The sequence below is a fragment of the Erwinia rhapontici genome (genome assembly GCF_020683125.1).
Lineage (GTDB): Bacteria > Pseudomonadota > Gammaproteobacteria > Enterobacterales > Enterobacteriaceae > Erwinia > Erwinia rhapontici.
The window spans coordinates 5,013,241-5,035,456 of record NZ_CP085627.1 but is presented as its reverse complement, the minus strand read 5'-3'; the positions used below and the strand labels follow the sequence as shown (position 1 = coordinate 5,035,456).

The window sequence follows — 22,216 nt, the reverse complement described above, 5'->3', positions numbered from 1 at the left end:
TGCAAAAATTGCTATGCCACTGGTTTATCGCTTATTTCACCAAGCGAACGAAGAGCGCATCCCGCGACGACTCAGCCCGGGAGTGATTAAAAGGCCCAGAGAAGGGACATCGTGCTCGTTTTCATGGAATCGACTCTGTATCTGGAAACGCTGTTTAGAATACTCTCAGGACTCAATGGGTATAAGTTCCCCCGAACTCAACGGAGTACAGTGATGAATTTTAAAGTAACAGGACTCCTGTTGTTACTCTCTTTCCCTGCTATTTCGCAAGGTAGTCAACGTGATGCAGGAAAATACAATCTAGAAAACTTTGCCTTAAGCCAATGTCTGGCGAATGGTTTTTCTGATAAAAGCGTAAAAGAAGATGCGCTGGCTGCGGTGGGGGCTTACGTTGAACTGGGATCCTATCCCGCTGAAGCTTACGAAGAAGCCACCGACCTTGTTCATCAATTTCTCAACAAGAAATATGTGAGTAAAGAGGGGCATTCAGAGCTTATTGTGATGAAGTGTATTGATTTATCCCGAAGCAATGAGCTGATGGTGATTAAACAAAAATATGCGCACTCCACCACTGATAACCTTAAGCCTTAGCCCAGGTTCTGTGGATAAATCTGAGTCAGACAATAAAAAAAGCCGGTCAGTTTCCTGACCGGCTTTTTGATGTTTAAACCTGAATTACATCGCTTTTTTGGTCAACTCGATCACGCGCAGTTTGGCGATCGCTTTAGCCAGTTCCGCAGACGCCATCGCGAAGTCAACATCACCGTGAGAGCTGTTCATATGCTCTTCAGCTTTGCGTTTCGCTTCCAGCGCGCGAGCTTCATCAAGATCGCTGCCGCGGATCGCTGTGTCAGCCAGTACGGTAACCGCACCCGGCTGCACTTCCAGTACGCCACCGGAAAGGTAAATAACCTCTTCGTCGCCGTGCTGTTTAACGATGCGAATCATACCAGGCTTAATGGCGGTCAGAAGCGGGGCGTGGTTTGGGCGAATACCCAACTCACCTTCGCTACCTGATACCTGGATGCTCTGTACAGTGCCTGTGAACATTTGCAGTTCTGCGCTGACAACGTCCAGGTGAAATGTCATAGCCATTGTTAATCTCCTGGGAAACTTTCCCCTTCATACTTCAGACAACGTGCCGAAATAGTCGGGGGAGACGATTACAGTTTCTTCGCTTTTTCCACGGCTTCTTCGATAGAACCGACCATGTAGAAAGCCTGCTCTGGCATATGGTCGAATTCACCTTCCATGATGCCTTTAAAGCCACGGATGGTATCTTTCAGAGACACGTATTTACCCGGGGAACCGGTGAATACTTCTGCCACGAAGAACGGCTGGGACAGGAAACGCTGCATCTTACGAGAGCGTGCTACCACCAGTTTGTCTTCTTCAGACAGTTCATCCATACCCAGGATGGCGATGATGTCTTTCAGTTCCTGATAACGCTGCAGCAGTGACTGAACGCCACGCGCAGTGTCATAGTGTTCCTGACCAACAACCAGTGGATCCAGCTGACGGCTGGTTGAATCCAGTGGGTCAACCGCCGGGTAGATACCCAGGGAAGCGATCTGACGGCTCAGTACCACGGTTGCATCTAAGTGAGCAAAGGTGGTGGCTGGAGACGGGTCAGTCAAGTCATCCGCAGGAACGTAAACGGCCTGTACAGACGTGATTGAACCGGTTTTGGTCGAGGTGATACGTTCCTGCAGAACGCCCATCTCTTCCGCCAGCGTTGGCTGATAACCTACCGCAGAAGGCATACGACCCAGCAGTGCTGATACTTCAGTACCGGCCAGGGTGTAACGGTAGATGTTATCGATGAACAGCAGAACGTCACGACCTTCGTCACGGAACTTTTCAGCCATAGTCAGGCCAGTCAGCGCGACGCGCAGACGGTTTCCTGGTGGCTCGTTCATCTGGCCATAGACCAGGGAAACTTTATCGATAACGTTAGAGTCGGTCATTTCGTGGTAGAAGTCGTTACCCTCACGAGTACGCTCACCCACGCCAGCAAATACCGAGAAACCTGAGTGTTCTGCCGCGATGTTACGGATCAGTTCCATCATGTTTACGGTTTTACCTACACCCGCACCACCGAACAGACCGACTTTACCGCCCTTAGCGAACGGACACATCAGGTCGATAACCTTGATGCCGGTTTCCAGCAGTTCCTGCGAGTTAGACTGATCTTCGTAAGAAGGTGCTGCGCGGTGAATTGCCCAACGCTCTTCTTCGCCGATGTCGCCTTTCATATCGATTGGCTCACCCAGCACGTTCATGATACGGCCGAGTGTTGCCACACCGACAGGGACTTCAATTGGGTGCTGAAGGTCAACCGCTTCCAGGCCACGTTTCAGGCCGTCGGAAGAACCCATTGCGATGGTACGAACCACACCGCCGCCCAACTGCTGCTGAACTTCCAGCACCAGACGAGCATCACCATTTTTAACCTCAAGGGCGCTGTACACTTGTGGTACTGCGTCCTGAGGGAATTCGACGTCAACTACGGCGCCGATTACCTGGACAATCTTTCCAGTAGCCATCTTGAATCCTCTACCTAAATTCTGCGTATACCTGGTTAAACCGCGGAGGCCCCACCGACAATTTCGGTAAGTTCCTGGGTGATGCTGGCCTGACGAGCTTTGTTGTATACCAACTGAAGCTCTTTGATCAGGTTTCCGCCGTTATCGGTCGCGGCTTTCATCGCCACCATTCGCGCGGCCTGCTCGCTGGCCAGGTTTTCAACAACACCCTGGTAAACCTGAGACTCGACGTAGCGACGCAGTAATGTATCCAGCAGCGCTTTCGGATCGGGTTCATACAGATAGTCCCAGGTACTCTTCTTCACAACGCCTTCCGCATCATCTGCTGGCGGTAACGGCAGCAGCTGTACGATCTGTGGAGACTGAGACATGGTGTTGATAAATTTGTTGCTGACAATAAACAGCTTGTCGAGACGGCCTTCATCGTATGCTTGCAGCATCACTTTGACCGGGCCAATCAGGTCGGACAGCGCAGGTTTATCACCCATTCCGCTTACCTGAGCAACCACGTTGCCGCCAACAGAACCGAAGAATGACTGACCTTTAGAACCGATAACCGCCAGATCGCTCTCGACGCCTTTATCAGACCAGGCCTTCATATCTGCCAGCACTTTTTTGAACAGGTTAATGTTCAAACCACCACAAAGCCCGCGGTCGGTAGATACGACCAGATAGCCAACGCGTTTAACGTCGCGCTCTTCCAGGTAAGGGTGCTTGTATTCCAGATTACCTAACGCAATGTGACCAATCACTTTGCGCATGGTCTCTGCATAAGGACGGCTGGCCGCCATGCGTTCTTGCGATTTACGCATTTTGGAGGCGGCGACCATTTCCATCGCTTTGGTGATCTTCTGCGTGTTTTGCACGCTGCCGATCTTACTACGTATCTCTTTTGCGCCGGCCATAAGCTTCTCCTCAAAGCCTTGCGGCCTGCCCCCTAAGGGACAAGCCGCCAGACATTACCAGGACTGGGTTGCTTTAAACGTTTCGAGGAGGCCTTTCAGCTTCTCTTCGATTTCGCCGTTATAGTTACCAGACTGGTTGATATCAGCCATCAGCTCTGCGTGATCGCGATCAGCAAATGCCAGCAGTGCTGCTTCGAAGCTACCGATTTTCGCCAGTTCGACGTCATTCAGGAAGCCGCGCTCGGCAGCAAACAGAACCAGACCCTGCTGCGCTACGGACATCGGCGCATACTGTTTCTGCTTCAGCAGCTCGGTCACTTTCTGACCGTGGCTCAGCTGTTTGCGGGTTGCTTCATCCAGATCGGATGCGAACTGAGAGAACGCAGCCAGTTCACGATACTGTGCCAGAGCGGTACGAATACCACCGGACAGTTTCTTGATGATCTTGGTCTGAGCAGCACCACCAACACGAGAAACGGAGATACCCGGGTTAACTGCCGGACGAATACCGGAGTTAAACAGGTTAGTTTCCAGGAAGATCTGACCATCAGTAATCGAGATTACGTTGGTTGGAACGAACGCAGAAACGTCACCCGCCTGGGTTTCGATGATTGGCAGCGCGGTCAGTGAACCGGTTTTACCTTTCACTTCACCATTGGTGAAACGCTCAACATAGTCGGCGCTCACACGGGAAGCACGCTCCAGCAGACGGGAGTGGAGGTAGAACACGTCGCCAGGGAAGGCTTCACGACCTGGTGGACGGCGCAGCAACAGAGAAACCTGACGGTAAGCAACAGCCTGTTTAGACAGGTCATCGTATACGATCAGAGCGTCTTCGCCGCGGTCACGGAAGTATTCGCCCATGGCGCAACCGGCATACGGAGCCAGGTATTGCAGAGCAGCAGACTCAGAGGCAGTCGCAACAACAACGATGGTGTTAGCCAGCGCGTTGTGTTCTTCCAGTTTGCGTACCACGTTAGCGATGGTAGAGGCTTTCTGGCCGATAGCAACGTACACACATTTGATGCCTGAATCGCGCTGGTTGATGATCGCATCGATCGCCATCGCGGTTTTACCGGTCTGACGGTCACCGATGATCAGCTCACGCTGGCCACGGCCGATTGGAATCATTGCATCGACAGATTTGTAACCGGTCTGTACAGGCTGGTCAACGGACTGACGATCGATAACACCAGGTGCAATCACTTCGATCGGTGAGAAACCGTCGTTGTCGATAGCGCCTTTACCGTCAATAGGTGCACCCAGGGTGTTCACCACGCGGCCTAACAGACCACGGCCAACCGGCACTTCCAGGATACGGCCAGTACACTTCACCTTCATGCCTTCGGCGAGGTCAGCGTATGGGCCCATCACAACTGCACCAACAGAGTCACGCTCCAGGTTCAGTGCGATTGCGTAACGGTTACCCGGCAGGGCAATCATCTCACCCTGCATCACATCGGCCAGGCCGTTGACGCGGATGATACCGTCACTTACAGAAACAATAGTACCTTCGTTGTGAGCTTCGCTCACTACATTGAACTGAGCAATGCGCTGCTTGATCAGTTCGCTGATTTCGGTGGAATTCAGTTGCATATGCTCCAGTCCCCTTAAGACTGCAAGACGTCTGCGAGGCGTTCAAGACGACCGCGTACGCTTCCGTCAATGACCATATCACCCGCTCGGATGATTACGCCTGCCATTACAGACTTATCAATTTTGCAATTCAGCTTAACTTTGCGTGACAGACGTTTTTCCATCGCGCTGCTGATTTTGGTCAGCTGTTCATCGCTCAATGTTGTGGAAGAGATAACTTCAACCTCGGCGGTCGCATCATGTGCGGCACGCAGTTGGATGAACTGTTCCAGAACAGCGGCAAGCGCAGGCAAACGTTTGTTTTCAGCCATCACCTTAATCAGGTTTTGACCGGCTTCGTCGAGTTGGTCACCACAGATTGCGATGAACGCGCCAGACAACGCTTCCGGCGCCAGAGCGCCGGAAAGAAGTTCTGATACCTGTTCATTGCCAGCCACTTCGGCGGCAAACGCTAGCATCTGCTGCCAGCGATCGATACTTTGATGTTCAACCGCAAAGTCAAAAGCGGCTTTAGCGTAGGGGCGAGCTACGGTAGTAAATTCAGACATCAGCCCCTCCCTTACAGTTCAGCGACCAGTTTATCAACGATGTCGCTGTTAGCAGCTTCATCCACGGAACGTTCAATGATTTTCTCGGCGCCGGCAACAGCCAGCATCGCGACCTGCTTGCGCAGCTCTTCACGTGCACGTTTGCGTTCGGCATCAATTTCTGCCTGCGCCTGAGTGACGATCTTGCTACGTTCCTGTTCAGCCTCAGCTTTAGCTTCGTCCAGGATCTGAGCGCGGCGTTTGTTCGCCTGCTCGATGATTACCTGAGCGTCTTCTTTCGCTTTTTTCAACTGATCGGTCGCATTAGCCTGCGCGAGATCCAGATCTTTCTTGGCACGTTCAGCGGAAGCAAGGCCTTCAGCAACTTCTTTCTGGCGCTTTTCGATAGCGGCCATAAGCGGCGGCCATACGTACTTCATGCAGAACGCTACGAACAGGATGAACGCGATAGCCTGGCCGAGGATTGTTGCGTTAATGTTCACAGCACAATGCCTCTTGTTAAGTTAACGTTTTCTGCCGCTGTGATGACAGCGGCAGAATCCGTTCATCGCTATACGTGAGTACGGCGATGAACAAACGGTTTTACGCGACAGCAAACATCACGTACAGACCCAGACCAACAGCGATCATCGGGATTGCATCCACCAGACCCATTACAACAAAGAACTGCGTACGCAGCAGAGGAATCAGATCCGGTTGGCGTGCGGCGCCTTCCAGGAATTTGCCTCCGAGGATGCCGATACCGATCGCAGCACCGATTGCCGCCAGGCCCATCATCACAGCGGCAGCCATGTACAGCAGATCCATATTCAGGTTTTCCATGACAGTCTCCAGTTTGTTTCAGTTAAAACGCAGTAGTGTTGAGAAAAAAATCAATGTTCTTCAGATGCCATCGACAGATAGACAATCGTTAAGACCATGAAAATGAAAGCCTGCAACGAGATGATCAGTATGTGGAAAATGGCCCAAGGCACACTCAGAATCCACTGTGACCACCACGGCAACAGACCGGCAATCAGGATAAAAATCAATTCACCCGCATACATGTTTCCGAACAGTCGCAGACCCAGAGATACCGGTTTGGACAGCAGGCTCACACCTTCCAGAATCAGGTTGATCGGAATGAACACAGGGTGGTTGAAGGGTTGCAGAGTCAGCTCTTTAGTAAAGCCGCCAATGCCTTTCATCTTGATGCTGTAGAACAGAATCAAAATAAATACGCCAAGGGCCATCGACAACGTAACGTTCACGTCAGCAGAAGGCACCACACGCATCGCTGGTAGCCCCATCATCCCGGCGATATGCGGCAGCAAATCGATAGGTAACAGGTCCATAAAGTTCATCAGGAACACCCAGACGAAAACCGTCAGGGCCAGCGGAGCGATTAGTTTGCTTTTACCGTGGTACATGTCGCGCACGTTGTCGTCAACGAAACCAACAACTAACTCAACAGCGGCCTGTAATTTGCCTGGCACGCCGCTGGTCGCTGATTTCGCCACTTTGCGAAACAGCACCAGGAACACCAGTCCCAGCACCACAGAGAAAAACATGGAGTCGATATTTAATACCCAGAACGACGGTGCGTCGTGCGGATTCACTAGCTCGAAGGTACGCAGGTCCAACTGAAGGTTCTTCAGGTGGTGGCCTATGTATTCTTGCGGCGTAGAGATTTCTCCTGCAGCCATGATGCCTCTTACCCTTTGTTGTTAATTACAGCCGGTGCGACGATTTGCACAATCAGCACCGATAACCAGGCCAGTCCCAGCGGCGTAAACACCGCCTTAAACACTCCCAGCGCCACGATAATCACGAGGATCGTAACGAAAACTTTCAACGCTTCGCCTAGCGCAAAAGTCCAGGCAAGCCGTCCCGTTACTTCATGCCCCGCCTGGTGGCGCCAGGCAAAAATCATAAACAACACGTTTGGCAGCCAGGCTGCCAGCCCGCCGGCAAGGGCGGACACGCCCCAGGTCAGATCTTTAAAGGAAAACAGCGCACCGATTACGACGAAGGTCGCCAACTGCCACAGCAGTATGGTTCGGGCAAATTTAACTCTGTAAAGGGACACTGACATGTCGCTGAAACTCTCCTGCCCCGAAAGGGGTATGTCGCGTGTCGTATAAAACTGCCTTTGCTCTTTTGAGTCAAGCAGCAAAAACCGTGCAAATTATACGGTGCGCACCTGTGATTTCAATCGATAAGTAGAGAAAAGGTGAACAATTATTTAAATTTCTTTCCAGCAGCCTATTTTCCAAAACCAATGACAACGGCTGCTTATCGACTTTTTTCTGCAATGCCCGCGAATCCATGCTTACAAAGCGTGCGGAAGATCACAAATTAGTAATGTAATGGCGGAGAATCAAACTGCCTTTTGAATAAACCTGAATAACATAACATCAATAAAATGATTAAAATCAGATAGATAATTATAATTTTTGTAAAAACACACTGTTATCTCGATTAAAAGCTTTTATTGACATCTGTAGCAAATATTTAACATCGACCCAGTCATCACTCACGCTAATTTATTAGCGCGATATATTTTCCTGCGTGACTATTTTATCCCTGTCGCACCACGAAAATATGACTCAAGTGATAACTAAATGTGAAAATAACGTTAAATGTAACAGAGGTTTTCAGATAATTTCCGCTGAGTGATTTAACCCGATGGTAACAGCTCCGTCCAGGCAAATTTTCGCAAAAAAAATCATGAGATGAGCATATTCTGAATACCCACACTTTAAATGTGCTATTGACCCACCAAAAAGTCATATGATTTCAGGGGTTAACTATCACTGAAATACCGTTTTTTCTGGTTAAAAAGGCCAATAATTGTGAAAAAAAACCCATCAACGCTAAAAAAACAGGCTGACAGGCCAGGTTCGCACAACGTCAAAATCAGGCAGAAGGGGCAATAATCACCAAATGGCGCTCACCTTCGAGCTGAGGAACGCTCAGTGGGAGAACGTTTTCCACCGTCAAACCGGCAGGTAATGCCGCGATTTCATCTTGAGGCAGCACACCTTTTAACGCGTAAAAACGACCCTGTGGACCCGGCAGATGATGGCACCAGGTGACCATATCCGTCAGCGAGGCAAAAGCTCTGCTGATCACGCCATCAAACGGCGGCTCGGCAGGAAAGTCTTCTACACGGCTTTGTACCGGTGAAATATTTTCCAGCTTCAGCTCATGCTGTACCTGTTTAAGGAAGCGTACGCGCTTGCCCAGGCTGTCCAGCAGCGTGAAATGAGACTGCGGCCTGACAATCGCCAGTGGAATGCCCGGTAATCCAGGCCCGGTACCCACATCAATAAACCGATCGCCTGACAGATGAGGCTCCACCACAATACTGTCAAGTATATGGCGTACCAGCATCTGCTCAGGGTCACGTACTGACGTCAGATTGTAGGCTTTATTCCATTTATGCAGCATTTCCACATAACCGACCAGCTGTTGTTTCTGCTGATCGGACAGGGAAATACCGGCGCTTTTTAGCAATACGGATAATTTATTAATCATGCGCTTTTACGTAAAAGCCCCTGTTTTTTAAGATAAATAAGTAAAATTGAGATGGCTGCAGGTGTAATCCCAGAAATACGTGACGCCTGGCCAATTGACCCTGGCTTATGATCGTTAAGTTTCGCGATCACTTCGTTAGAGAGGCCGCTGACCTGACGATAATCCAGATCAACAGGTAACAAGGTGTTCTCATTGCGTAACTGACGATCGATCTCTTCCTGCTGACGGACAATATAGCCTTCGTATTTGACCTGGATCTCAACCTGTTCAGCCGCCTGAGGATCGGTTAATGCCGGGCCAAAGTTGCTCAATGTCATCAGGTTCTGGTAAGTCATTTCCGGGCGGCGCAGCAGATCTTCACCACTCGCTTCTTTCGTCAGGCCTGCGCTCAGGAGTGTATTCACCTCAGCAACGCACTCTGATTTCGGATGTACCCAGATATCTCGCAGACGCTGGCGTTCCAGTTCAATGCTTTCCAGTTTCTCGTTGAAACGAGCCCAACGGGCATCGTCCACCAGACCCAGTTCACGACCCGCAGCCGTCAGTCGCAGATCGGCGTTATCTTCACGCAGCATCAGACGATATTCAGCACGTGAGGTAAACATGCGGTACGGCTCTTTTGTGCCGAGTGTGCAGAGATCGTCAACCAGTACGCCAAGGTAGGCCTGATCGCGACGCGGTGCCCAGGTGTCTTTGTCAGCAGACAGACGTCCGGCGTTCAGACCCGCCAGTAACCCCTGTGCAGCGGCTTCTTCATAACCTGTGGTGCCGTTGATCTGTCCTGCAAAGAACAGACCCTCAATATATTTGCTTTCCAGCGTCGGTTTCAGATCGCGTGGATCGAAGAAATCGTACTCAATGGCATAGCCAGGACGAACGATTTTGGCATTCTCCATTCCCTGCATAGAACGTACGATCTGCATCTGAACGTCAAACGGCAGACTGGTAGAAATGCCATTTGGATAAATTTCGTTGCTGGTCAGCCCTTCCGGCTCCAGGAAGATCTGGTGTGCATTGCGATCGGCAAAGCGCATCACTTTGTCTTCGATCGATGGGCAATAGCGTGGACCGATCCCTTCGATCACCCCGGCATACATTGGGCTGCGATCGAGATTATTGCGGATCACATCGTGGGTTTTTTCGTTGGTGTAGGTGATGTAGCACGGCACCTGTTGTGGATGCTGGCTGACATTACCCATAAACGAGAACACTGGCATCGGCGTATCACCATGCTGCGGAGCCAGAACGCTGAAATCAATGGTTCGGGCATCAATACGCGGAGGGGTTCCGGTTTTCAGACGTCCTACACGCAGAGGAAGTTCACGCAGACGCTGTGATAACGAGATGGAAGGCGGATCACCAGCACGTCCACCGCTGTAGTTGTCCATTCCGATGTGAATTTTACCATCAAGGAACGTTCCTACCGTCAGCACAACGGCCTTGGCACGGAACTTCAGACCCATCTGGGTGACGGCACCCACGACACGATCGTTTTCGACAATCAGATCTTCAACCGCCTGCTGGAAGATCATCAGGTTGGGCTGATTCTCCAGTGCTGTACGTACCGCCTGACGATACAGTACACGATCGGCCTGAGCACGGGTTGCTCTCACTGCCGGACCTTTGCTGGCGTTTAGTATCCTAAACTGGATACCCGCCTGGTCAATGGCATGAGCCATCAGCCCGCCCAGTGCGTCCACTTCTTTTACCAGATGTCCTTTTCCGATACCGCCGATCGCTGGGTTGCAGGACATCTGCCCCAGTGTGTCGATGTTATGGGTCAATAACAGGGTTTGTTGACCCATACGGGCAGCAGCCATCGCTGCTTCCGTTCCCGCATGACCACCACCGATTACGATGACGTCAAAAGGATCTGGATAAAACATGGTACTGCACCTCGCGGTTTGTGCGAATTAAGGGAGTGTTGCTGAGGGCGTGGATTCTACTCAACTTTAGACGATGGCGAAAGCACCGGGATCTTCGTGTATTAAAAAGAAGATCTTTTTTATTTAGAGATCTCTTTATTAGATCTTCTATTAGGATCGACGATCTCTGTGGATAAGCCTTTTTTGCTGATAAGGATCAAGTGATTAGACAGGATCATTAGCTGTTAATGATCGGTGATCCCACACCGTATAAGCTGGGATCTAAATGGCATGTTATCCACAGGCTCAGCCAGGTACTCATGTTGTCCTTGGGATAAACACCGGTTATCAGACTGTATTGAGCCTAGTTATCCACAGTTGAATGCGTTAAAACCAGGCAAAAAAGGGCAATATTTACAAAACTCAGGATCGAAAAAGGCCAGTTTTGCGGATCGGGCAGAGGATCTCCGGCCGATCCGGGCAAGAGTTAGATCAGTTCTTTCCAGCTTTCTACCCAGACACCGGCAGGATCTTCGGGAATCTCATGTTGCAGCACATCTATATCCAGTCGATCGCCAATACGCTGTGCTCCCAGTGATGTCAGCAGCTCGTCAAACTGGATAATGGCACCGCAAAACAGATCATATTCACGATTACCAATGCCTACAGCCCCGTAACGCAGGTTACTCAGATCCGGTTGCTGTTCCTTTATGGCTTCAAACAGTGGCTGAATGTTATCGGGCAGTTCACCGGCACCGTGGGTAGAACTCACCACAATCCATATCCCTTCCATTTTCAGCTCTTCCAGCTCCGGCCCATGCAGTGTTTCTGTTGTATGTCCTGCTTCTTCAAGCTTCTCAGCAAGATGATCGGCCACATATTCTGCGCTGCCTAAGGTGCTGCCACTGATTAAGGTAATGTCGGCCATGATGAGATCCCTGAATGATAATGGCGGGCATTGTACTCTGTGATCACCATGGGATCTACCTGTGGATAATTAAGGGTATTACTGCCAGGCACCTGGCTTGTTGGCCAGTTCCAATCCGGGCAGTGTTCGCGCTCCTCACGTACTTCAGTACGCTGCGGGTGCTGTGCGCTGGCCGGATCGAAACTGACGGCACCGTCGACGGTGCATGACGAGGAGGGGATCTGAGAAAACATTCTGGTGTGGATAACCTTATGCACCGATCACGGGATAATGGTGCGCATAATCGGGTTTTGCAGGGAGATCAGGGTTTCGGTGGACTGGATTTCATCGATGGTCTGGATCTTGTTGATCAATACCTGTTGCAGGGCATCGATCGAGCGGCACATGACCTTAATAAAGATGCTGTAGTGCCCGGTGGTGTAATACGCTTCGACCACTTCATCCAGTGCTTCCAGTCGCGCCACTGCTGACGGATAGTCTTTGGCACTTTTCAGAATGATGCCGATAAAGCAGCAGACATCATAACCAAGCTGCTTCGGATCTATCTCAACGCGCGTTCCTTTAATGATCCCCGCCTGCTTCATCTTCTCCACGCGCACGTGGATAGTGCCGGGGCTGACGTTGAACTGCTTGGCCAGTTCGGCATAGGCGGTACGGGCATTCTCCATTAGTGCATTGAGAATGCCGCGGTCGAGATTATCTGGCTGCATATTTTCCGGCATAGTGGCTCCGAGATTGAATGTTATTCAATGAACAGAGTATTAATGTGCGGGATCGTGAACAGAATGGCAATCAGAGTGCCGATATGACAGCGGGCACCGAAGGGTGCCCGCCGGAGAACAAAAGATTAACGTTTACGCCACAGTGTCACCTGAGCGACGGTGTGCTGGTACTTACGCGCCGTTTCGCGGATGACAAACGGCACATCCTGTGCGGGTTCGATCTCCTCAAAATCGGGTGCCAGCAGGCGCTGCAACGCCTGGTAAGTCGATAGCGCCTCACCGTTTTCACGAATGCCTCCCAGCCAGTTTTCCTTCGGCGTGAAGTCTTCCAGCCACGTATAAGGAGAAGAGAGCATCAGCACACCGCCGGGGCGGATCATGCGGGTGATGTCCTGCAGGAAGCGACGTGGCTGGCGCAGACGATCAATCAGGTTCGAAGCCAGCACCAGATCGAAGGGTTCAGCCTGCGGTTTCAGGTTACAGGCATCGCCCTGTACAAACTGAATACGGCTGGCCTGTTCAGTACCGAGGGCAATATCCTTCAACTGTACCTGTCGGTATTCCACCAGCTCGCCCTCTTCCTGGGTGACGTAGCGGAACTCTTCGCCGCTGGTGAGCTGTAATGCCACGTCGATAAAGCGTGCGGAATAGTCCATTCCCACCACCTGGCCGAAATGACGTGCCAGTTCAAAACTCGCACGTCCTGTGGCACAGCCAATATCCAGTGCCCGCTGACGCTGGTTTGTGACACCGCAGGCTATCTCAACCAGCACTTTCGCGTAGTTGGCCACGCCGAAGTATTCCGGCCCGTACTGGAAGTCGAGGTACTGTGACACCATGCTGTCGGTTTCATAGGGGTTACTGGCCCGGCTTTCCTGATGATCGGAGACCACATAGCGGAAACCCGCGTGCTGGAAGAAGTGGCGGCGAAAAGCGTAGCGTGCCGACTTTAGCGCTTCATTCCCCGTAGAGATCCAGCTGCCGCCTTTGATCAGCGAATGCTTACCATCAAACGTCGGCGTGGAGAAGTCATCATATAAAGGATGGACGCGGAAACCTTCAAAACCTGAAATGGGTGTGGTCGTCCATTGCCAGACGTTACCGATCAGATCGAAAAACTCACCCTGAGCAAAACGATCGACCGGGCAGGATGAGGCCCAGTGGGAGAGATTGATATTACCCGGTGCGTTATCCCAGTCAGGCTGATCGCCGGCCACCTTCTCACGCAGCAGCATCCATTCGCTTTCGGCGGGAAGCTGAACAGACTGGCCTGTCACTTCGGCTTTCCAGCGGCAGAATGCCGCAGCTTCAAGCTGATTGACTTCGGCTGGCCAGTCCCAGGGCATCGGGACTTCTTCCGCCATCAGGCGGAGCTTCAGCGTTTCCGGCTGGTCTACGTTCCCGCTCCAGAAGGTAGGTTGGCTGGCTTTCGCGAATTCACGCCAGCCCCAGCCTTCGTCATCCCACCAGCGTGGTGTCTGATAGCCACCCGCCGTCACGAAGTCGAAGAACTCTGCGTTACTGACCAGCATTTTACTGGCCTCAAAAGCGTTCACGTCGGTGATGCGGCTGCCATACTCGTTATCCCAGCCGTAGGTGTCATCGGTTTTTCCCTGAGTGACACGTCCTGCGGCAACACTGATCAGGCTGTTATGCGGCACCGTCTGACGCTCATGGCGCGCATCCGGACACACCGGCCAGTGTGGCTGCGGTTTGACCCATGCCAGCGGCAACTGTCGAATCAGCACGCTGGAGGTTTCAAGATGGATACGCTCATGTTCGATGCCCATCAGGATAACCCAGGCCGGGCTATCCCAGGTGATCGGCAGCGTTAGCGGCATCTCACGGATCAGCTGTTCAACGCGGGCGCGCACTTTACCGCGATAATCGCGCAGTTCAGCGACCGATGGCCAGGCATAGTGACTGGTGTCGAGGTCATCCCAGCTCATCTCATCGACGCCGATGGCCATCATCGCTTCAATGCTATCGTCGGTACGGTTGTCGAGCAGGCGAGCTGCCATCAGCTTATTGATATAGAACGTGGCGGTGTGACCGTAGTAGAAGATCAGCGGATGCCGTAGCGATATCGCTTTGGTTGTCCACGCCCGTTCATCCGCCAGGCAGTCAAACAGGCTTTCATACAGCTCCCATGTCTGGCGGAAGTAATTGAGCAATTGCTGACGTTTTTGTTCCGGGTCATTGCCGGTTAACTGCAGCGTGCGGGTTGGGGCAGGTAATCCTGTCTGGTGTTGTTGCGAAGTCACGTGATGCTCCCATCTTGCCATGTGGCTAAAGCGTATACATCACTATAGCAAATAAGCTTTGTCAGATTAGGTCAAAGGCGGGGCTCAGCGTTTCCAGCGACGGAGCAGGCGGCTTTTTAGCCCGGTGTCGAAACGCCAGATGTGGTCAAAGATGCGCATAATGCCGGGTTTTCCATGATCGGACATGGCAACGGCATGAAAACGCTGTTGCTGTTGGTTCTGGTGGTCGCGTACGCGTTTGACCAGTACATCAGGAAGACGTTGAGCGATAAAGTCAGAGAGAATAACGGCGTCAGCATCTTGCCACTGTGGGCCGGAGAGCTTGAGTAAGACGGCATCGAGGCAGGCAGCAAGGTCGGTGCCGCCACGAAAACGCTGGCTGAGAAAACGGATCGCCTGGCTGATGCCATCTTCAGCGGTCAGTTCATAGCCCACCACTTCATGGGCAAACAGCATAATGTAGCAGCGGCGGTTATCTGCCAGTGCCACCTTCAGCAGCGCCAGGCAGAACGCCTTGGCACAGCGTTCATTAAAGCCACCCATTGAACCGGATGTATCCACGCAGATGATAAACGGGCCGCGCGGCTGCTCATCATGATGGTGGTGAGTCACCGGGCGCAGCGTGACTTTGTCATGCCAGCTCTCTCCCTGGAGACGGTAGGTGAGCAGGCGTTTTTCCACCATCCGACGGTAAAACTCCAGCTCCAGTTCGCTGATGCCCAGCGTGGCCAGCTCTGGTGGCAGCAGGCGCAGAATATCGTCACTCTGGTGCAGACCGCTGACTTCTTCCGGCACGCTTTCTGGTTCGCGCACCAACTGGTGGAAGGCTTCCGGCGGAGCATCGTCCGAGAGTACCGCTTTGGCTTCACGGCTGCGGCCCAGCTGTTCCGCCAGTTTCAGCAGCTCCGGCTGGCTGGCCAGGAAATCGCCGTATTGCACCATGAGCTGGTAGTCGTCGCGTTGCAGTGAACTGCGGGTCAAATCCCATAAGCGCCCGGCAGCGGCTTCGTCGTCGGTGGCCAGCACGGGAGCCAGCTGACCACTCATGGCCAGCCGCTGTTGCAGGTCAGCCAGCAGTTTTTCACGCTCCTGATCGAGTAACTGTTGGTTAAGGGTCAGGGTTTGCAGCGTCAGGCTCAGTCGCCAGCGCTGTAAAAACAGCGTCTGCTGAGCGCCGCTGAGCTGCAAGGTATCGTGATGGCTGACCAGCGCTTGCGCTTTTTCAGCAAAGGGTGAGTGATTCTGCGCAAGCCATGTCAGTAATTCGGGCAGCTGACTGCTAAAGTCATGCTGGCTGAGAGTCTGGCACTGCTGGAAGCGGCTGAACTCTGCCGCCAAATCGTCCGGAACCGGGGTCGATTTTAACTGTTGCAGGATCTCTGACTTCCAGCGTGGAAGATCGCGCGTCAGGGCATTTTTCAGCCGGGGAAACTTTTCAAAAAAGGCGGCCAGCTGCGGTGAGGCCAGCAACGTGATCACCAGTTCTTCAATCAGCTCATTTTCACTGACTGCCAGAAACATACTCAATGTATCAAGTGAGATCACTGCCGCGCCTGCTTCAGCTGTTCCGCCACCTGTTGCAGGCTATCTTCAACACGTGCCAGCCAGTCATCGCTGATAAACAGGCAGCGATGATGCTGGCTGAACAGCGTGCGCTGTGCCCGAAGCTGGGTATCAAGCTCATCCAGCGCCAGCGAAATCTCTTCCGGCAGCCCTTGCTGCGGTTTACCCGGCAGCATCAGGCGTGAGGCTTGCAGGCTGACGTCGCGCAATGTCAGGCAGTCATGGCCGTCTACGTGCAAATCCAGCGTCTGGGCAAAGCCAATACCATTGAGCTTGCCACGCATTTCGCCGCCTTTTTGCAGCCAGTGATGCAGAGCTTCGCGGGTCAGGGTGATATGCGTGACCTGCATATCATGCAGCGTGAGCGGTTTTTGCAGCATCAGCGTCAGCGCATCGGCTGACAGCGTTGCCGGCAGATCAAAGTGAGGTTTGCGGCTGAACATGCCGCCATGTTTCTCCAGGCGGATGGCCTGTTCCACACTTTGTTGCTGCTGGAGCGCCAGACGGCGGGCATTAATTTGCTGCAATTTGAACAGCATCGGTTGCTGCTGCCACGCCTGCTGGGTGATCAGATTATCCAGTTCACGATCCAGCAGTTTCATCGATCCCACATCGTGCCACAGGCAGTCTTTCAGCAGGATCAAATCAATAGGCGCGATCACGCTACGGCCACTGTAAAAGGCACTGGCCTGCAACAAGTGAATGGCTTTTTTCCAGCGGCGATCGGAGATATACGGCGCTTCTGGTTGATTTTCTAACAGTTGACGCAGTTGGAAAATAAGCTCGAAAACATCGTCGGGCAGGCTGACTTTACTGATACCTTGTTGCCACTCCAGATACTCTTCATCGCTGATGCAGAGTGAATCGGATACCGGATTCTGATTCTCATCCTGCTGGTGGGTCAACAGACTGCGGAAGTTCTGCTTTTCATGCACGTTATCAAGCCACAGGCGGATCAGCATACGGTCGTACAGTGCTTCCAGCCCACTATCCGCTTCCGGCAGTTCGTTAGAGGCAGTGACCAGCAGGCGCATCGGGATTTTATCTTCGCTGTCACCGTTACGAAAACGGCGTTCATTAATCGCGGTCAGCAACGTATTCAGGATGGCGGGCCCGGCTTTCCAGATCTCGTCAAGAAACACGATTTCTGCGTCAGGAAGGTAGCCTTTAGTCAGGCGCTGGTAGCGCCCTTCGTCTTTTAGTGCCTGAATAGAAAGGGGGCCAAAGACTTCTTCCGGCGTGGAGAAGCGCGTCATGAGGTATTCAAACGCGCGGGCATGCTGGAAAGCATACTTGAGCCGGCGGGCAATCAGGCTTTTGGCAATGCCCGGTGGGCCGAGTAAAAAGACACTCTCACCGCACAGGGCGGCGAGCAGGCAAAGGCGAATCGCATGATGGCGTTCGTAAAGTCCTTTCTCTAATGCATTGCTGAGGCGGGCGATGCGTTCCGCCAATAATTGAGAGTGGGCCATAATCAAACATTCATCCTTTTTCTACGGTCAGGCCAGATTGCTGTCTGGCGAGCGCAAACACTACTGGCTATGATGCTTGAAAGAGTTGATTGCAGTCAGCTTTTTTATTATCAAAGGGTGACACTGACCATTGAAGTTGTCATTTAACAGGCAATTAAGGATAGGCATTCATGTTTAATCATGCATACTGTGCGCGTTTTGACGGGCAGTTGAGCCGTACGCAATCCCGCGTCAGTCCACCGCAACAAAAGACAAGTCTATGAGTTCTGAGAAGAAGCAATCCCTTGGTGCCGTTACCCTGGCAGCGATAGGTGTGGTGTATGGTGATATCGGCACCAGCCCGCTGTATACACTGCGTGAGTGTCTTTCCGGGCAGTTTGGTTTTGGTGTTGAGCGCGATGCCGTTTTCGGCTTCCTGTCGCTGATTTTTTGGCTGTTATTACTCACCGTTTCACTGAAATATATCAGTTACGTGATGCGTGCCGATAATGCCGGGGAAGGCGGGATATTGACACTGATGTCACTGGCGGGACGCAATACCGGTGCGCGGTCAACCGCCGTGCTGGTGATCATGGGCCTGATTGGTGGCAGTTTCTTCTACGGCGAGGTGGTGATCACCCCGGCGGTATCGGTGCTTTCGGCCATTGAAGGCCTGGAGATCGCCGCGCCCTCCCTTGACCGCTATATCGTGCCGCTGGCGATTGGCGTGCTGACATTGCTCTTCATGATCCAGAAACACGGTACCGGCCTGGTCGGTAAGCTGTTCGCACCTGTGATGCTGTTGTGGTTTCTGGTGCTGGCGGTACTGGGTGCGCGCGGCATCATCAGTAACCCCGAAGTGCTGCACGCCATGAATCCTTACTGGGCGATTCATTTCTTTGTTGAATACAAAATGGTGTCCTTCTTTGCGCTTGGGGCCGTTGTGTTGGCCATCACGGGCGTTGAGGCGCTGTACGCCGATATGGGCCATTTTGGTAAGTATCCGATCCGTCTTGCGTGGTTTATTGTGGTGCTGCCGTCGCTGGTGCTGAACTATTTCGGCCAGGGCGCGTTGCTGCTGAAAAATCCGGAAGCGATTAAAAACCCCTTCTTCCTGTTAGCCCCCGATTGGGCGTTGATCCCGATGCTGATTCTGGCCACGCTGGCGACAGTGATCGCCTCTCAGGCGGTGATTTCCGGTGTCTTCTCCCTGACGCGTCAGGCGGTACGTCTCGGCTATCTGCCGCCGATGCGTATTGTTTACACCTCGGAAGAGGAGTCGGGCCAGATTTACATTCCGGTAATCAACTGGCTGCTGTTTGTCTCGGTAGTGATTGTGATTGTGGGCTTTGAGCATTCGAGCAACCTGGCTGCGGCTTACGGTATTGCCGTAACCGGAACGATGGTTCTCACCGCAATCCTGTGCAGCGTGGTGGCGATTAAAAACTGGCACTGGAATCGTTATCTGGTGATGACGCTGCTGGTGGGCATGTTGTGCATTGACGTGTCACTGTTCTCCGCAAACCTGGTGAAAGTGTTTGCCGGAGGCTGGTTACCACTTTCGCTGGCGCTGGTGATGTTTGTGGTGATGACCACCTGGAAGAGCGAACGTTTCCGTCTGCTGCGTCGGATGCACGAACACGGTAATTCTCTGGAGGCAATGATCGCCTCGCTGGAGAAATCGCCACCGGTGCGCGTGCCGGGCACCGCGGTGTATATGTCCCGCGCCCTGAACGTGATCCCGTTCGCCATGCTGCATAACCTGAAACACAACAAGGTGCTGCATGAGCGCGTGGTGCTGCTTACGCTGCGTACCGAAGATGCGCCTTATGTCCATAACGTGAAGCGTGTGACCATCGAGCAACTGTCGCCGACCTTCTGGCGTGTGGTGGCCAGTTACGGCTGGCGTGAAACGCCAAACGTGGAGGAGATTTTCCACCGCTGCGGTCTGGAAGGGTTGAGCTGCCGGATGATGGAGACCTCGTTCTTTATGTCACATGAGTCGCTGATTATCGGTAAGCGTCCGTGGTACCTGCGCCTGCGCGGCAAGCTGTTCCTTGCGCTGCAACGTAATGCGCTGCGGGCACCCGATCAGTTTAAAATTCCGCCTAACCGGGTGATTGAGCTGGGTACTCAGGTCGAGATTTAGCACGGTTCGGGACGGGCATGCCCGTCCCCTACAAACCTGTCTGTCACTGGGGCGAGGCACGCCCTCTCCTAAGCAGATCCATCGTAGGGGCGAGGCACGCCTCGCCCTGGTTATCCGTTAATATTTACCGTCACCGCAAATCCGCCTTCTGCCCGATTTTCCAGGGTCACCGTCATGCCGTGCAGGCGGGCAATATGATGAACGATCGACAAGCCTAAACCGCTGCCAGACTGTTGCTGGCCTGGCGGGCGATAAAATCGTTCACCAATACGTGCCAGCGCTTCCGGGCTGACGCCCGGTCCATTGTCCAGCACCTGCAACGTGCCGGCGGTCAGTTTCAGCCATACTTCACTGCCCGCCGCACTGTAGCGAATGGCATTATCCAGCAGATTACGAACCAACAGTGCCAGCAGCAGCGGTTGACCCTGACAGATAACGGGCGCATCAGGGGCATCCAGCGCCAGTTCCACGCCCGCAGCCTGTGCGGCTGCATACTGATCCACCACGGCTTTCTGCACGATCGCCTGCCACTGCACGCTTTGTGTTTCCAGATCTTCCCCGGCATCCAGACGCGACAGCGTCAGCAGTTGATCCACCAGCCGGGTAGCGCGGTCTATCCCCGCATCCAGGCTGGTCAGCGCATGGTGGCGTACTGCGGCATCGTCATGAGCCAACTGGGCAACCTCCGTCTGCACTTTTAACGCGGCCAGCGGGCTGCGCAGTTCATGTGCGGCATCCGAGGTAAAACGGCGTTCGCGCAGCAGCATGTCACCGATGCGCCCAAACAGTTGATTCAGTTCAGTCAGCAACGGGCGGACTTCCTGCGGCACACGCTGTGCGGTGAGGGGCGTAATGTCATCCGGGGCGCGCTGCCGCAGCTGGTCGGCGATCTGTTTCAGCGGCGCCAGCTCCCGGGTGATCAGCCACAACATCAACATCAGCATTACCGGCAGTGCCACCAGCCACGGCGTCAGGTTGGTTTGCACCAGATCGCGGGTCATATCATCGCGATACTCCCACTCCTGACCGACCACCACCACATAGCGATCGTCCGGGGCACGCAGCCACACCATACGCCAGCGGTCATCGTCACCGCGCAGGCGGCCATCAACAAAACCATCACGCTGATAATCAAAGATGAAATTACGGCCATTATCACCATCATTAAGCAGCATCTGGCCATCGCGGCGAAACACGGCAAAGGCCAGCGCATCATCGTCCTGATCGCCCCGGTGATGGCGCAGGATTTTTTTTGTTTTCGGCAGCGTTATCGTTTTCTCATCCCCTGACTCAATATTCAGGGTGGTGAGCCGTTTCGCGAACAGCATTTGCTGTGTATCAAACAACGCATTGATATTGTGACGGGTCTGCCACCAGGCCCCCACAGCGGCCACTCCCCAGCACAGCAGGCTGAGCAACAAAAAACCGAGCATCAGACGCAGTCGCAGACTTTGGCGCATCAGGGTGCCGCTCCCAGTGTGTAACCCACGCCGTGAATGGTGCGAATAAACTCACTGCCCAGTTTTTTACGCAGGTGATGGATGTGCACTTCCACGGCATTGCTGGAAACGTCGTCATCCCAGCCGTAGAGTTTGTCTTCTAACTGTGGGCGGGTGAGCACGCGCCCGTTGTTGAGCAGAAACAGTTCCAGCAGCGCCAGTTCACGCGCTTTCAGTACCAGCGGTTCACCCTTCAGGGTAACGGTATGGGAACCCGGTTCCATGATCAGGCAGCCATGTTGCAGTGTCGGCTGAAGCTGACCGTGGCGGCGGCGGATCAGCGCCTGTAAACGTGCGGCCACTTCGCTGAGGGCAAAGGGTTTACATAAATAGTCATCGGCTCCCTGCTGCAACCCGCTGACGCGTTGTTCCAGGGCATCGCGGGCCGTGAGGATCAACACCGGTTCATCACGTCCCTGCTGTCGCCACTGGCGGAGAATGGTGAGTCCGTCGATTTCTGGCAGGCTGAGATCCAGTACTACCGCATCATAGGGCGCGGCACTCAGCGCCCGAAGTCCCTCGTTGCCCTGGGTAAACCAGTCAACACTGAACCCCAGTTTGCTTAACCCGGCTTTGATGCCGTCGCCAATCAGGCGGTCATCTTCGATTAAAAGAATTCGCATGGTGTTATCCTTCGCAGTTCACCGAGTTATACGGAATC

21 protein-coding genes are annotated in these 22,216 nt (G+C 53.1%); 2 read left to right on the top strand and 19 right to left on the bottom strand.

Translation table 11 applies throughout. From position 1 onward, the window contains the following. Positions 1-213: 213 nt before the first annotated feature. Complete coding sequence (locus LJN55_RS23275; RefSeq protein WP_133844843.1) at positions 214-591, top strand: T6SS amidase immunity protein Tai4 family protein; 378 nt, start codon at positions 214-216, stop codon at positions 589-591. 84 nt (positions 592-675) lie between these two features. On the opposite strand, the gene LJN55_RS23270 is transcribed toward LJN55_RS23275, so the two are convergent. The 17 genes from LJN55_RS23270 to ravA form a co-directional block, all read right to left on the bottom strand. Beyond that, positions 676-1,095: a F0F1 ATP synthase subunit epsilon gene (locus tag LJN55_RS23270; RefSeq protein ID WP_133844845.1), complete on the bottom strand. Its 420-nt coding sequence runs from the start codon at positions 1,093-1,095 to the stop codon at positions 676-678. A gap of 68 nt (positions 1,096-1,163) precedes the next feature. Further along, a complete protein-coding gene (gene atpD / locus LJN55_RS23265; protein WP_133844847.1) occupies positions 1,164-2,546 on the bottom strand; it encodes a F0F1 ATP synthase subunit beta in 1,383 nt (460 codons plus the stop codon). 35 nt (positions 2,547-2,581) lie between these two features. Then, positions 2,582-3,451, bottom strand: a complete 870-nt coding sequence (atpG, locus tag LJN55_RS23260) for a F0F1 ATP synthase subunit gamma (protein ID WP_133844849.1) — start codon at positions 3,449-3,451, stop codon at positions 2,582-2,584. 54 nt (positions 3,452-3,505) lie between these two features. Then, positions 3,506-5,047: a F0F1 ATP synthase subunit alpha gene (gene atpA, locus LJN55_RS23255; protein ID WP_133844851.1), complete on the bottom strand. Its 1,542-nt coding sequence runs from the start codon at positions 5,045-5,047 to the stop codon at positions 3,506-3,508. A 14-nt stretch (positions 5,048-5,061) separates the two neighbouring features. Then, on the bottom strand, positions 5,062-5,595 hold the full coding sequence (atpH, locus tag LJN55_RS23250; protein WP_133844854.1) for a F0F1 ATP synthase subunit delta: 534 nt from the start codon (positions 5,593-5,595) through the stop codon (positions 5,062-5,064). An 11-nt stretch (positions 5,596-5,606) separates the two neighbouring features. Then, on the bottom strand, positions 5,607-6,077 hold the full coding sequence (atpF, locus tag LJN55_RS23245) for a F0F1 ATP synthase subunit B (RefSeq protein WP_062744106.1): 471 nt from the start codon (positions 6,075-6,077) through the stop codon (positions 5,607-5,609). Positions 6,078-6,177: 100 nt separating this feature from the next. Next, positions 6,178-6,417: a F0F1 ATP synthase subunit C gene (gene atpE / locus LJN55_RS23240; RefSeq protein ID WP_003849523.1), complete on the bottom strand. Its 240-nt coding sequence runs from the start codon at positions 6,415-6,417 to the stop codon at positions 6,178-6,180. Positions 6,418-6,467: 50 nt separating this feature from the next. Next, on the bottom strand, positions 6,468-7,280 hold the full coding sequence (gene atpB, locus LJN55_RS23235; RefSeq protein WP_133844856.1) for a F0F1 ATP synthase subunit A: 813 nt from the start codon (positions 7,278-7,280) through the stop codon (positions 6,468-6,470). 8 nt (positions 7,281-7,288) lie between these two features. Further along, a complete protein-coding gene (gene atpI, locus LJN55_RS23230; protein ID WP_133844857.1) occupies positions 7,289-7,669 on the bottom strand; it encodes a F0F1 ATP synthase subunit I in 381 nt (126 codons plus the stop codon). A gap of 824 nt (positions 7,670-8,493) precedes the next feature. Further along, on the bottom strand, positions 8,494-9,114 hold the full coding sequence (gene rsmG, locus LJN55_RS23225; protein ID WP_200642181.1) for a 16S rRNA (guanine(527)-N(7))-methyltransferase RsmG: 621 nt from the start codon (positions 9,112-9,114) through the stop codon (positions 8,494-8,496). Further along, positions 9,111-11,000, bottom strand: a complete 1,890-nt coding sequence (gene mnmG / locus LJN55_RS23220) for a tRNA uridine-5-carboxymethylaminomethyl(34) synthesis enzyme MnmG (protein ID WP_133844861.1) — start codon at positions 10,998-11,000, stop codon at positions 9,111-9,113. The genes rsmG and mnmG overlap by 4 nt, the downstream gene beginning before the upstream one ends. Before the next feature lie 466 nt (positions 11,001-11,466). After that, positions 11,467-11,907, bottom strand: coding sequence for an FMN-binding protein MioC (gene mioC, locus LJN55_RS23215; RefSeq protein ID WP_133844863.1), 441 nt, complete (start codon positions 11,905-11,907; stop codon positions 11,467-11,469). Then, positions 11,889-12,140 (bottom strand): hypothetical protein, encoded by a 252-nt coding sequence (locus LJN55_RS23210; protein ID WP_133844865.1) that lies wholly within the window; start codon positions 12,138-12,140, stop codon positions 11,889-11,891. Before LJN55_RS23210 ends, mioC begins: the two co-directional genes overlap by 19 nt. A gap of 27 nt (positions 12,141-12,167) precedes the next feature. Beyond that, positions 12,168-12,629: a transcriptional regulator AsnC gene (asnC, locus tag LJN55_RS23205; RefSeq protein ID WP_133844867.1), complete on the bottom strand. Its 462-nt coding sequence runs from the start codon at positions 12,627-12,629 to the stop codon at positions 12,168-12,170. Positions 12,630-12,754: 125 nt separating this feature from the next. After that, on the bottom strand, positions 12,755-14,914 hold the full coding sequence (gene ovoA / locus LJN55_RS23200; RefSeq protein ID WP_227535404.1) for a 5-histidylcysteine sulfoxide synthase: 2,160 nt from the start codon (positions 14,912-14,914) through the stop codon (positions 12,755-12,757). 63 nt (positions 14,915-14,977) lie between these two features. After that, entirely contained in the window at positions 14,978-16,438 is a 1,461-nt protein-coding gene (gene viaA / locus LJN55_RS23195) for an ATPase RavA stimulator ViaA (RefSeq protein WP_159338285.1), read from the bottom strand. Continuing rightward, positions 16,435-17,928 carry an ATPase RavA gene (ravA, locus tag LJN55_RS23190; protein WP_133844874.1) on the bottom strand — a complete coding sequence of 498 codons (1,494 nt, stop codon included), beginning with the start codon at positions 17,926-17,928 and terminating at the stop codon, positions 16,435-16,437. The genes viaA and ravA overlap by 4 nt, the downstream gene beginning before the upstream one ends. A gap of 259 nt (positions 17,929-18,187) precedes the next feature. Between ravA and kup the strand changes: the two genes are divergently transcribed. Further along, positions 18,188-20,056: a low affinity potassium transporter Kup gene (gene kup, locus LJN55_RS23185; RefSeq protein ID WP_133844876.1), complete on the top strand. Its 1,869-nt coding sequence runs from the start codon at positions 18,188-18,190 to the stop codon at positions 20,054-20,056. A gap of 110 nt (positions 20,057-20,166) precedes the next feature. On the opposite strand, the gene qseC is transcribed toward kup, so the two are convergent. Together qseC and qseB are read right to left on the bottom strand one after the other, a co-directional pair. Then, positions 20,167-21,516: a quorum sensing histidine kinase QseC gene (qseC, locus tag LJN55_RS23180; RefSeq protein WP_407647767.1), complete on the bottom strand. Its 1,350-nt coding sequence runs from the start codon at positions 21,514-21,516 to the stop codon at positions 20,167-20,169. Further along, on the bottom strand, positions 21,516-22,178 hold the full coding sequence (gene qseB, locus LJN55_RS23175; RefSeq protein WP_167863237.1) for a quorum sensing response regulator transcription factor QseB: 663 nt from the start codon (positions 22,176-22,178) through the stop codon (positions 21,516-21,518). Before qseB ends, qseC begins: the two co-directional genes overlap by 1 nt. Positions 22,179-22,216 lie beyond the last annotated feature (38 nt).

Excerpts from the sequence above, each read along its gene's own strand:
- LJN55_RS23275 (WP_133844843.1), top strand. The coding sequence starts at position 214 with ATGAATTTTAAAGTAACAGGACTCCTGTTGTTACTCTCTTTCCCTGCT.
- LJN55_RS23270 (WP_133844845.1), bottom strand. The coding sequence starts at position 1,095 with ATGGCTATGACATTTCACCTGGACGTTGTCAGCGCAGAACTGCAAATG.
- atpD (WP_133844847.1), bottom strand. The coding sequence starts at position 2,546 with ATGGCTACTGGAAAGATTGTCCAGGTAATCGGCGCCGTAGTTGACGTC.
- atpG (WP_133844849.1), bottom strand. The coding sequence starts at position 3,451 with ATGGCCGGCGCAAAAGAGATACGTAGTAAGATCGGCAGCGTGCAAAAC.
- atpA (WP_133844851.1), bottom strand. The coding sequence starts at position 5,047 with ATGCAACTGAATTCCACCGAAATCAGCGAACTGATCAAGCAGCGCATT.
- atpH (WP_133844854.1), bottom strand. The coding sequence starts at position 5,595 with ATGTCTGAATTTACTACCGTAGCTCGCCCCTACGCTAAAGCCGCTTTT.
- atpE (WP_003849523.1), bottom strand. The coding sequence starts at position 6,417 with ATGGAAAACCTGAATATGGATCTGCTGTACATGGCTGCCGCTGTGATG.
- atpB (WP_133844856.1), bottom strand. The coding sequence starts at position 7,280 with ATGGCTGCAGGAGAAATCTCTACGCCGCAAGAATACATAGGCCACCAC.
- atpI (WP_133844857.1), bottom strand. The coding sequence starts at position 7,669 with ATGTCAGTGTCCCTTTACAGAGTTAAATTTGCCCGAACCATACTGCTG.
- rsmG (WP_200642181.1), bottom strand. The coding sequence starts at position 9,114 with ATGATTAATAAATTATCCGTATTGCTAAAAAGCGCCGGTATTTCCCTG.
- mnmG (WP_133844861.1), bottom strand. The coding sequence starts at position 11,000 with ATGTTTTATCCAGATCCTTTTGACGTCATCGTAATCGGTGGTGGTCAT.
- mioC (WP_133844863.1), bottom strand. The coding sequence starts at position 11,907 with ATGGCCGACATTACCTTAATCAGTGGCAGCACCTTAGGCAGCGCAGAA.
- LJN55_RS23210 (WP_133844865.1), bottom strand. The coding sequence starts at position 12,140 with ATGTTTTCTCAGATCCCCTCCTCGTCATGCACCGTCGACGGTGCCGTC.
- asnC (WP_133844867.1), bottom strand. The coding sequence starts at position 12,629 with ATGCCGGAAAATATGCAGCCAGATAATCTCGACCGCGGCATTCTCAAT.
- ovoA (WP_227535404.1), bottom strand. The coding sequence starts at position 14,914 with ATGGCAAGATGGGAGCATCACGTGACTTCGCAACAACACCAGACAGGA.
- ravA (WP_133844874.1), bottom strand. The coding sequence starts at position 17,928 with ATGGCCCACTCTCAATTATTGGCGGAACGCATCGCCCGCCTCAGCAAT.
- kup (WP_133844876.1), top strand. The coding sequence starts at position 18,188 with ATGAGTTCTGAGAAGAAGCAATCCCTTGGTGCCGTTACCCTGGCAGCG.
- qseC (WP_407647767.1), bottom strand. The coding sequence starts at position 21,516 with ATGCGCCAAAGTCTGCGACTGCGTCTGATGCTCGGTTTTTTGTTGCTC.
- qseB (WP_167863237.1), bottom strand. The coding sequence starts at position 22,178 with ATGCGAATTCTTTTAATCGAAGATGACCGCCTGATTGGCGACGGCATC.